This window comes from Devosia sp. (assembly GCF_036676215.1).
Lineage (GTDB): Bacteria > Pseudomonadota > Alphaproteobacteria > Rhizobiales > Devosiaceae > Devosia.
Genome location: NZ_JAKFDJ010000214.1, coordinates 1 through 7,932, shown reverse-complemented (window position 1 = coordinate 7,932; position 7,932 = coordinate 1). Strand labels below are relative to the sequence as shown.

7 protein-coding genes are annotated in these 7,932 nt (G+C 63.9%); all 7 read left to right on the top strand.

What is annotated here, in order from left to right; translation table 11 throughout:
• Positions 1-512 (top strand): methyl-accepting chemotaxis protein (locus V6M52_RS17485; RefSeq protein WP_332702115.1); only part of this gene is annotated, 512 nt, incomplete at its 5' end.
• A gap of 281 nt (positions 513-793) precedes the next feature.
• On the top strand, positions 794-2,887 hold the full coding sequence (locus tag V6M52_RS17480; protein WP_332702112.1) for a methyl-accepting chemotaxis protein: 2,094 nt from the start codon (positions 794-796) through the stop codon (positions 2,885-2,887).
• A gap of 121 nt (positions 2,888-3,008) precedes the next feature.
• Entirely contained in the window at positions 3,009-5,453 is a 2,445-nt protein-coding gene (locus tag V6M52_RS17475; protein ID WP_332702111.1) for a methyl-accepting chemotaxis protein, read from the top strand.
• A gap of 107 nt (positions 5,454-5,560) precedes the next feature.
• Positions 5,561-5,941: a DUF1801 domain-containing protein gene (locus V6M52_RS17470; RefSeq protein ID WP_332702109.1), complete on the top strand. Its 381-nt coding sequence runs from the start codon at positions 5,561-5,563 to the stop codon at positions 5,939-5,941.
• A 24-nt stretch (positions 5,942-5,965) separates the two neighbouring features.
• Positions 5,966-6,340 (top strand): methylglyoxal synthase, encoded by a 375-nt coding sequence (locus tag V6M52_RS17465; RefSeq protein WP_442881882.1) that lies wholly within the window; start codon positions 5,966-5,968, stop codon positions 6,338-6,340.
• Between the two features lie 102 nt (positions 6,341-6,442).
• Entirely contained in the window at positions 6,443-7,225 is a 783-nt protein-coding gene (locus V6M52_RS17460) for an ABC transporter ATP-binding protein (protein WP_332702106.1), read from the top strand.
• Between the two features lie 53 nt (positions 7,226-7,278).
• On the top strand, positions 7,279-7,932 hold a 654-nt coding region (locus V6M52_RS17455; RefSeq protein WP_332702105.1), incomplete at its 3' end, for an ABC transporter ATP-binding protein.

Genomic DNA, 7,932 nt, shown 5'->3' with positions numbered 1-7,932 from the left:
CCGTGGTGGCGGTGGAAGTGCGGCGCCTCGCGCAGTCGGCGGCGCAGGCCTCGAGCGAGGTCAAGGTGCTGATCGAGCAATCGGCAGGGGAAGTAAGCTCGGGTTCCAAGCTCGTTGGCGACGCGGCCGGCAAGCTCAAGACGATGCTGGAGGCGGCGCGCGGCAATAACGGGCTGCTGGAATCGATCGCCAATGACAGCCGCGAACAGGCCTCGGCGATTGAGGAAGTCACCACTGCGGTGCGGACCATGGACGAGATGACCCAGCACAATGCCGCGCTGGTGGAAGAGACCAATGCCGCCATCGAGCAGACCGAGGCGCAGGCCACCGAGCTCGACCGGATCGTGGAAGTGTTCCGCATCGCCCGGCACGACGCCCTGCCGATGCGCAGCGAACGCCAGCCCGAACCGAATACGGGTGCGCGCGGCCTGCAGCAGCGCCTGGCCGCTGCCTCGGCCAATCTTCAGACGCATGGCAACGCCGCAGTGGCCCCGGACTGGAGCGAGTTCTAGCCTCCAGGCAAGCGTGATTACAGGGCCCCGCGGCGCTCAGGCGACGCGGGGTTTTTCATGTCTGGCGCGATTTCGGCCCAGATTCGGGCCGGCCAACTTGTCCGACAAGTTTGAAATTGATCTGCCAAAAGAAGGGCATAGCTACGTGTTCGCTTGTCAAACCGGCGTGAGCCCCGGATAGCGGGCATGATAAACACTCGATTAAGCCTGGCCTGATAATTTTCCGGACTACAGGCGCGGACAGACTTTACTTCCGCGCAGGGACTTCTGGGGCAACGGGCATGTTCAATCGCGTCGGCCAATTCTTCGGCAATATCAAGCTGACCACCATGATTGCCGTGCTGGTGATTTCGGCAATCATCGTTTCGGTGACGGTAGTCACGGCCGCCATCTACATCAACCTCAGTGCGTCGACCCGCGAAGTGGCGCTCGCTCAGCAGATGACCAACCTCAAGACCGCGGCAACCGTTGTCCAGGGCAGCCTGCCGGGGGCGGAAGTGACGTGGTTGGAAGACAACGGTATCGACAAGGTCACGACCTGGGCTATGCCGCGGAAGTTCCTGAACGACGAACTCGTCGATTCCATCGCCCGCATCACCGGCGAGGCCGCGACCATCTTCGGCTGGGATGAAGCCAGTCAGGACTTCCTGCGCATGTCGACCACCATTGTCGGCGACGATGGCGCGCGCATTGTGGGCACGCCGCTGGGCCAGACCAGCGCGGCCTATGCTTCGGTGATGGAAGGCAAAACCTATTTCGGCGACGCCAATATTGTCGGCAAGCCCTACTACACGGCCTATCAGCCGATCGTCGACCAGACCGGCAAGGCTGTCGGCATCCTGTTCGTGGGCATCGACAAGGCGGCCGTGGAAGCCGTGATCTATGACACGCTCAAATTGCTGCTCGTAGTGGGCCTCGTGACCCTGGGCGTGCTGGGCACCATCGGTTACGCACTGTCGCGGCTCATGATGGCATCGGTGCCGCGACTGGCGCAGACCATGAAGACGGTCGCAGAGGGTGATTTTGACGCCGAGGTGCCGTTTACCACGCGCGGCAATGAAGTCGGCGAGATGGCCCGGGCGGTGGAAGTGTTCCGCGAAAATGGCCTCAAGGTTACCGCGATGACCGAGGAGGAGCGTGCCGCCTCGCAACGCCGCCGCATCGAGCGCACCGACATGATGGTGGCGCTACAGGCGGCCTTTGGCGAGGTGGTGGACGCGGCTATTGCCGGGGACTTTTCCAAGCGCGTGCACGCGCAGTTCCCCGACCCCGAGCTCAATTCCCTCGCCGGAAGCGTCAACAATCTGGTGGAAACGGTGGACCGTGGCATCGGCGAGACCGGCAAGGTGCTGGGAGCGCTGGCCGATACCGACCTGACACAGCGGATGCATGGGGATTACCAGGGGGCCTTTGCCCGGCTCAAGGCCGATACCAATCTGGTGAGCGAAAAGCTCACTGAAATCGTGGGCGGCGCCAAGCAGATTTCGGGGTCGCTGAAGCAGGCGACAGGCGAAATCCTCAGCGGCATGAACGATCTCAGCGAGCGGACCACCAAGCAGGCGGCGACCATCGAGGAGACCTCGGCGGCGATGGAGCAACTGGCGTCCACCGTGGCGGACAATGCCCAGATGGCAGAGGATGCCAATGGCAAGGCCCAGTCGGTGTCGCAGAGCGCGGCGCAGAGCGGGGTCACCATGACCGAGGCGAACCAGGCCATGGAGCGCATCACCTCAAGCTCGGCCAAGATTTCCAACATTATCGGCATGATCGACGACATTGCCTTCCAGACCAACCTCTTGGCGCTCAACGCGTCGGTGGAAGCGGCGCGCGCCGGTGACGCGGGTAAGGGCTTTGCGGTGGTGGCCGTCGAAGTGCGGCGCCTGGCGCAGTCGGCTGCAAGCGCCTCCTCGGACGTCAAGGCGCTGATCGAGCAGTCGGCCAACGAGGTCAAGGGCGGCTCCAGGCTTGTGTCCAACGCCGCCGACCAACTGGCCAGCATGCTCGCTGCCGTCAACGAGAATGCAAGCCTGATGCAATCCATCGCCAAGGCGAGCCGCGAACAGGCGGCCGCGATCGATGAGGTCACGGTCGCGGTGCGGACGCTGGACGAAATGACCCAGCACAATGCCGCGCTGGTGGAACAGACCAATGCCGCGATCGAGCAGACCGAGGCACAGGCCAGCGAGCTCGACCGGGTGGTGGAGGTGTTCAAGCTCGATGCCGCCCCCGCGGTGACGCCGCAGCGTGAGCCTGCTGCGACGCCACAGCGCACCCCGGCGCCGGTCCGCAATGCCGTTCAGAAGGTTCGCTCGGCGGCGCAGACCTATCTCAGCCACGGCAATGCGGCGATCTCGACCGACTGGAGCGAGTTCTAGCGCCGATGCGGCCCGTTCCACGCGGGCCGCGTCGCGGCGTTCTGGATAAGTGCTTGGAAGTGCTTCCTTAACCATATTCTTCATATGATTCCGACGCGTCATGCCCGCGGAAGAAATCCCGATGAAGACCCAGCTCAAACTTGCCTTCAAACTGCCGGCCATGGTGGTGGCGATCGCGCTGGTGACCGGGGCGAGCCTGGCGGTTGCAGCCTATATTGCCAGCAATGCCATCGTTACCAGCCAGGCCGAGCAGCGTCTGAGCGCCGCGGCGGCCAATGCGCATTCGGCTATCGAGGCCTATCTCAGGGAGGTGGCCGAAGATCTGACGGTGTTTTCAGGCCGCTCGGAAATCTCCGCTGCCATTGACGCGTTCTCAGGTGCCATGCGCTCGCTCTCGGGTCAGGGCGATCCAGCCGAACTGCTCCAGGATGCCTATATCACGCAGAACCCGAACGGCCCGGGCGAGCGCTTGCTGCTCGACACGTCCGACAAGCTGCCGGTCTATGACCTGCACCACCGCAACCTGCATGCCGACTTTCGCGACCTGCTGCAGAATCGGGGCTATTACGACATCTTCCTGTTCGATACCGATTTCAACAACGTCTATACGGTGTTCAAGGAAGCCGACTTCGCCACCAATTTCGCCGAGGGCGGCGGGCCGTGGGCCGACAGTGATCTGGGCAAGGTGGTGCGCGCCGCCATGGCGGCGGAGGAGGGGCAGGTCTTCCTTTCGGATTTCGCACCCTATGGCCCGAGTGCCGGTGCTGCGGCCAGTTTCATCGCCGCGCCCGTCCATGACCAGGGCTTCCTGATCGGCGTCATTGCGTTCCAGCTGCCGACCGGCCGCATCAGCGATGTCCTCGATCGCACCGAGGGCCTGGGGGCGAGCGGGGAAGTCTTCCTCGTCGGGCAGGATGGCCTGGCGCGCAACAATTCACCTATCACCGCAGACGATGATGCCATGACCCTGTCGATCCAGGGCGAGGCGGTTGGTGCGGCGCTGAGCGGCACGGCGGCCCTGGGCGCGCTCGATCATCACGCGGGCGCCGCCTATGTCGCGGCGGCAGAGCCGCTGAGCTTCGGCGGCGTCGGCTGGGCGGTGGTGGCGCTCGAAAGCCAGGCCGATATCTCGGCGCCCGCAACGGGCCTGCGCAACACGATGCTGATCATCGGGCTGGTGCTGCTGGCGCTGGCGGCCTTGGTGAGCGTGCTGGTCGCGCGCACCATTACCCGCCCCATATCGCGCCTCACCGACGCCATGGCCGAGATCGCGGGAGACAGGCTGGATATCGCCGTGCCGGGGCTCGAGCGGGCCGACGAGCTGGGCTATATGGCCGAGGCCGTTGAAGTGTTCCGCGGCAATGGGCTCAGGATGCGCGACCTGCGCGCGGCCGAGCTCGACATGACCGAGGAGCGCACCCAGCAGGTCAGCGTCATCCAGGGACTGCAGCAGGATATCGGCACCGTGGTCGGCGCGGCAATCGAGGGTGATTTCACCCGGCGCGTCGGTACCGACCTGGCCGATCCCGAACTGCGGCGGCTGGCAGAGGGTGTCAATGATCTGGTGGCAACCGTCGATCGTGGGCTGACCGAAACGGGCAGTGTGCTGGCCGCCCTGGCTCGTGCCGATCTCAGCCAGCGCATGAATGGCGACTACAGGGGCGCCTTCGCCCAGCTCAAGACCGACACCAATGGTGTTGCCGAACAGCTGGGGCAGATCGTCACGCAATTGCGCGGCACGTCAGGCGCGCTCAAGACCGCGACGGGCGAAATCCTCTCGGGGGCGAACGATCTTTCCGAGCGCACGACGCGGCAGGCCGCGACCATCGAGGAAACCAGCGCCGCGATCGAACAGCTCAGCCGCACGGTAGTGGACAATGCGGCTCATGCCGAGGATGCCAGCCAGAGGGCACGGTCGGTTTCGACCGAGGCTGAAGCCAGCGGGGCGGTGATGGGCGAGGCGACCGAGGCCATGGATCGGATCACCCAGTCTTCCTCCAAGATTTCCAACATTATCGGACTGATCGACGATATCGCTTTCCAGACCAATCTGCTGGCATTGAACGCCTCGGTCGAAGCGGCGCGGGCCGGCGACGCCGGCAAGGGCTTTGCCGTGGTTGCGGTCGAAGTGCGCCGGCTGGCACAATCGGCCGCGAGTGCCTCGGCGGACGTCAAGGCGCTGATCGAGCAGAGCGCCACCGAGGTGCAGGGCGGCACGCGGCTAGTGACGAGCGCGGCCGAGCGGCTGGTGGGTGTGCAGGAAGCGATCCGTGCCAACGCGACCATGCTCGACGGCATTGCGCGGGCCAGCCGCGAGCAGGCGGCCTCGATCGACGAGGTCAATGTCGCGGTTCGCCAGCTTGATGAGATGACCCAGCACAATGCGGCGCTGGTGGAACAAACCAACGCCGCCATCGAGCAGACCGAAGCGCAGGCCAACGAACTCGACCGGGTGATCGGCGTGTTCACCCTTGGCGGCGCGGCATCGGAGCGCGAGCCCGGCGCGCGCGGTCTCGTGGACGGTCTCAGAGCGGCGGCAGGCGCCTATTTCAAACGGGCCGGCTAGCCACCTGCTGCGTTACGCGCATGTGAGGGCGATCCGTCGGGGTGTGCTGACAGAGTCTGTCAGGAGACAATGACAGGTTCGTAGGGCGTCAAAACCCGGATCCTGCCATGCTCACATCCGTTGTCGACCCCGTCTATTCGGGTGCCTTTGCTGATCTCGTGGCGCCGCTGCCGCCGCCTGTGGCCGAGCTGACGGCGCGGCTGGTAGCCCTCGTTGCCGCGCATCCCGGCCTTTCCGGCAAGGTGATGACAGGCTGGAAATCGGTCAATTTCCGCCACGGCGGGGCAGGGCATGTCTGTTCGGTCTTCCCACAGGCGGATCGGGTCTCGGTCTATTTCGAGCATGGACGGCTGCTCGAAAACGGCGAGGGCCTGCTGGCGGGCGATGGGCTGAAGAAGGGCCGCTATCTGCGGCTGCGGCCGGGGGACGATATTCCGGTGGACCGGATCGGCATCCTGCTCAGCGAGGCCATTGCCCTGTTTGCCTGAAGCATGCTTGTAAGTTGCCTGCATTTGGAGGGCAGCATGGCACGCATTGGCCTGGTGGCGCATGACGACAAGAAGGACGAATTGTGCGCCTGGGCAGTTCAGCACAAGCACAAGCTTACCGAACATGAACTCTGGGGTACCGGGACGACCGGCGGAAGGGTCATCGCAGCGACCGGATTGCCGGTCGCGCTGCTCAAGAGCGGCCCCTTGGGCGGGGACCAGCAGCTGGGTGCGATGATCGCCGAGGGGCGGCTCGACGTGCTGATTTTCTTCATCGACCCGCTCTCGGCGCAGCCGCATGATGTCGACGTCAAGGCGCTTACAAGGCTGGCGACGCTCTATGATGTGCCCTGCGCCAACAACAAATCCACAGCAGACGCCGTGCTCGCCTACCTTTGACCTGCCGGTCAGGTTGACCCTATCTCCCTGTTATGAGCAGATGCCTCAAAATCGCCCGGATTAAACCGGGCACCTTTGGCTTCAGGAATCGGGACGGTTTGGGTGTCCTCTGACTTGGTTATCGACGTTCGCAACGTCAGCAAACGCTTTGGCGGGCTCACCGCCGTCAACAACTGCTCGCTGTCGGTGCGACGCGGCTCGGTCACCGGGTTGATCGGACCGAACGGGGCGGGCAAGTCCACGCTGTTCAATATCGTGGCCGGCAATATCGTGCCCGACGAGGGGCAGGTGATCTTCGACGGCGCCGATGTCACCGGCTTGCCGCCGCATCAGCTGTTCCGCACCGGCATGCTGCGCACGTTCCAGATCGCGCATGAATTCTCCAACATGACGGCGCTGGAAAACCTGATGATGGTGCCGGGCGACCAGCCGGGCGAATTTTTGGGCAATGCCTGGTTCCGCCCCGGCATAGCCAGGTCGCGCGAGACCGAGGTGCGCAAGAAGGCGCTGGACGTCATCGACTTCCTCAAGCTCGGCCATGTGCGCAATGAACTGGCGGGCAATCTGTCGGGCGGGCAGAAAAAGCTGCTCGAACTTGGCCGCACCATGATGGTCGATGCCAAGGTGGTGCTGCTCGACGAGGTGGCGGCGGGCGTCAACAAGACGCTGCTCAACGACCTCGCCGCCAATATCGAACGGATGAACAGGGAACTTGGCTATACATTCTTCGTCATCGAGCACGACATGGATTTGATCGGCCGGCTCTGCGACCCGGTGATCGTGATGGCGCAGGGCGAAAAGATCGCCGAAGGCCCGATGGCCGAAATCCGCGCCAATCCACAGATCGTCGAAGCCTATTTCGGCACCCCAGTAGAGGTGACCTAGATGCGGGTCCCCTTTTCCAAAAACCGGTTCCCACTTTTTGGGGAGACCCGTTAATGGCTCTGATCGAACTCAAGCACGTCGTCGGCGGTTATGGCGGCGCGCCGATCCTCAATGGCGTCAACATGGCCATCGAGCAAAGCGATATCGGCGTCATCGTGGGACCGAACGGGGCGGGCAAGTCGACCACGCTCAAGGCCATTTTCGGCCTGCTCAAGGTGACCGGCGGCGCGATCGAATTTCTGGGTGAGAATGTCGTCAATTCGCTGCCCGATGCGCTGGTGCCCAAGGGGCTCAGTTTCGTGCCGCAGGAAAAGAACGTCTTCACTTCGATGACGGTCGAGGAAAACCTCGAAATGGGCGCCTTTACCCGGCGCGACGATTTCTCCGAAACCATGGCTTGGGTCTATGCGATGTTCCCGGTGCTGGCGGAAAAGCGGCGCCAGCCGGCGGGTGAACTGTCGGGCGGACAGCGGCAGATGGTGGCCATGGGCCGGGCGCTGATGAGCAAGCCGAAGCTGCTGATGCTCGACGAGCCCTCAGCCGGCCTTTCGCCGCGCTACGTGATTGAAATCTTCGAGACCATCGTCCGCGTCAACAAGGAGGGCGTGGGCATTCTCATGGTCGAGCAGAATGCGCGCCAGGCGCTGGCCTTTGCCTCCAAGGGCTTCGTGCTCGCGCAGGGCCAGAACCGTTTCACCGGCACGGGC